1 protein-coding gene and 1 pseudogene are annotated in these 1,800 nt (G+C 46.7%); both read right to left on the bottom strand.

Translation table 11 applies throughout. From position 1 onward, the window contains the following. Positions 1-1,455, bottom strand: a pseudogene (locus ACWHAR_RS20440) (ABC transporter ATP-binding protein); the annotation flags it as partial. 75 nt (positions 1,456-1,530) lie between these two features. Beyond that, on the bottom strand, positions 1,531-1,800 hold a 270-nt coding region (locus tag ACWHAR_RS20435), incomplete at its 5' end, for a phospholipase D-like domain-containing protein (RefSeq protein ID WP_452087654.1).

Here is a 1,800-nt window from a genome sequence, read left to right as displayed (position 1 = left end):
CAAGAACATCCTTGCAATTGACAGACGCTTTTTTTGCCCGCCGGAAAGCTTCACGCCGCGTTCGCCAATCATAGTATCCAACCCATCGGGCATGTTATGGACGAGCTCTTCCAGATGCGCCTGCTTCACAGCTTGCCAAATGTCTTCTTCTGATGCGCCTAGTCGGCCGTAGGCGATATTTTCTCTAAGCGTGCCCGAGAATAAGAAAACGTCCTACTGCACGACGCCAATCTGTCCGCGCAACGAAGAAAGCGTCATGTCTTTTATACTGATGCCGTCAATCCTAATGTCGCCCTCCGATGCTTCATAAAAACGCGGAAGCAGACTGCAAAGCGTTGATTTCCCCGCACCTGACGGACCGACGAACGCCACCGTTTCCCCCGCTTGAATGGATAGGTTGATGTCATTGAGGACATTGTGATGGCCATCATAGCCAAACGAAACATGTTTATAGCGGATATTGCCCTTCAGGCCGGAAACATCTCTCGCATCAGGTGAGTCCTGAATGTCCAGCTCTGTCTCCATGAGCTCCATATAGCTTTTGAAACCCGCGATCCCCCTCGGATACATTTCGATAATGGCATTAATTTTGTCAATAGGCCTGAACAGCACATTCGTCAAGAGCACAAACGCCACAAATTCCCCGTACGATAAGGAGCCGCGAATGACAAACCACGTCCCGCACAAAAGGACAAACAGCGTGACAAACCGGGTCAGCATATAGCTGATTGAACCGTTTTTCGCCATGATTTTGTAGGAAGAAAGCTTTGTGACACGAAAACGCTGGTTGTTGACGGCGAAGCGTTCTTTTTCAAATGCTTCATTTCCGAACGCCTGCACAAGCCGGATGCCGCCGATGTTATTTTCTACACGCGCGCTGAAGTCTCCGATATCCTTATTCAGCGTGGTAAATGCTTTGGTCATTTTTTTGTTAAAATAAAGCGCTAGCCAAATGACGATCGGCATAATGATAAACGTTAATAAAGCAAGCTGCCAGTTAATAAACAGCATCACTCCGAACGCCCCGAGAATGGTCATGACCGCAATGAATAAGTCTTCCGGTCCGTGATGGGCGACTTCACCGATATACATTAAATCGTTCGTGAGCTTCGACATCAGCGTTCCCGTCTTGTTGTTGTCGTAAAATTTGAACGAGAGCTTTTGCAAATGGTCAAAAAGCGACTTTCTCATATCAGTCTCAATATTGATACCAAGCATGTGTCCCCAGTAGGTCACGATATACTGAAGAGCCGAGCTGAGCGCGTACACCGCAAATAACCCGATTGAGGTCGCGATGATCAGTCCCCAGTCCCTGCCCGGCAGCAAGGTATCAATAAAATAATTGACGATCAAAGGAAAACTCAGCTCCATTAAACCTCCCGCGATCGCTGAGAAAAAGTCGAGAAAGAACAACATTTTATATGGTTTATAATATGAAAAAAATTGCCGCAGCACCTTATCTTCCCCCAACGTATAAATAACTGATAATATTTCTCAATTATACTATACACGGGCTGTTTTTCTTTTTTCTTACAGAACACCTGAAAACAGGCGGGCAAATGACTCTTTTGTCCGGTCAGCCACGCCTCTTTTATAAAAGCCGACAGGGCTGAGCTTTTCACTTTCCTGCATATCCTCTTCAAAATGGGCCTCAAGGGTTCGGATCGCTTCGGCATCCGTGAAGAACACATTCACTTCAAAGTTGAGCTGAAAGCTGCGCATGTCCATATTCGCGGTGCCGACGGAGGCGAGATCACCATCAATGATCATGACTTTTTGATGCATGAAGCCTTTTTGGTA

This window comes from Bacillus sp. LR--39 (genome assembly GCF_053613335.1).
Note: the sequence above shows the minus strand (reverse complement) of the source record. Positions and strands in the feature narration are given on the sequence as shown.